The following is an 861-nucleotide window of genomic DNA, read 5'->3' on the forward strand; positions in this document are numbered from 1 at the left end:
ATCATCGGTTCGGGCTGGCTGTTCGGCGCGTGGAAGGCGGCGAAAATTGCAGGTCCGGCGGCCGTTTGCGCCTGGATCATCGGCGCCGTGGTCATTCTGGCCATCGCGCTCACCTATGCCGAACTCGGTGCGATGTTCCCGGAGTCGGGCGGTATGGTCCGCTACGCCCGCTACTCGCACGGCGCACTGGTGGGCTTCATCAGCGCGTGGGCAAACTGGATCGCCATTGTCTCGGTGATCCCGATTGAAGCCGAGGCCTCGATCCAGTACATGAGCACCTGGCCCTATGCGTGGGCGCACGCGCTCTTCGTCGACGGGTCATTGACTCACTCAGGGCTCGGGCTCTCCGCGATTCTCGTGATCATCTACTTCATGCTCAACTATTGGGGCGTGAAGCTGTTCGCGCGTGCCAACAGCGCGATCACGATCTTCAAGTTCATCATCCCGGGTCTGACGATCATTGGCCTGATGGCTGGAAGCTTCCACCATGAGAATTTCGGCCAAACGACCACGTTCGCGCCGTATGGCTGGTCGGCGGTATTCACGGCGGTCGCCACGAGCGGCATCGTGTTCGCGTTCAACGGCTTCCAGAGCCCGATCAACCTCGCGGGTGAAGCGCGCAATCCGGCCAAGAGCGTGCCGTTTGCAGTGATCGGCTCCATTCTCTGCGCGCTCGTGATCTACGTGCTGCTGCAGATCGCCTATATCGGCGCGGTCAATCCGGCCGACGTCGCGAAGGGCTGGAACACGTTCAACTTCAAGTCGCCGTTCGCGGAACTCGCGATCGCGCTGAACCTGAACTGGCTTGCGATCCTGCTCTACGTCGATGCCTTCGTGAGCCCGAGCGGCACCGGTACGACC

At 61.8% G+C, this 861-nt stretch carries 1 protein-coding gene; it reads left to right on the forward strand.

The window, feature by feature from the left end; genetic code table 11:
- The coding region (locus M3A49_RS42355; protein ID WP_266233989.1) for an APC family permease at positions 1–861 on the forward strand (861 nt) is incomplete at both ends.

It is taken from the genome of Paraburkholderia sp. CNPSo 3076, assembly GCF_026343935.1.
GTDB lineage: Bacteria > Pseudomonadota > Gammaproteobacteria > Burkholderiales > Burkholderiaceae > Paraburkholderia > Paraburkholderia nodosa.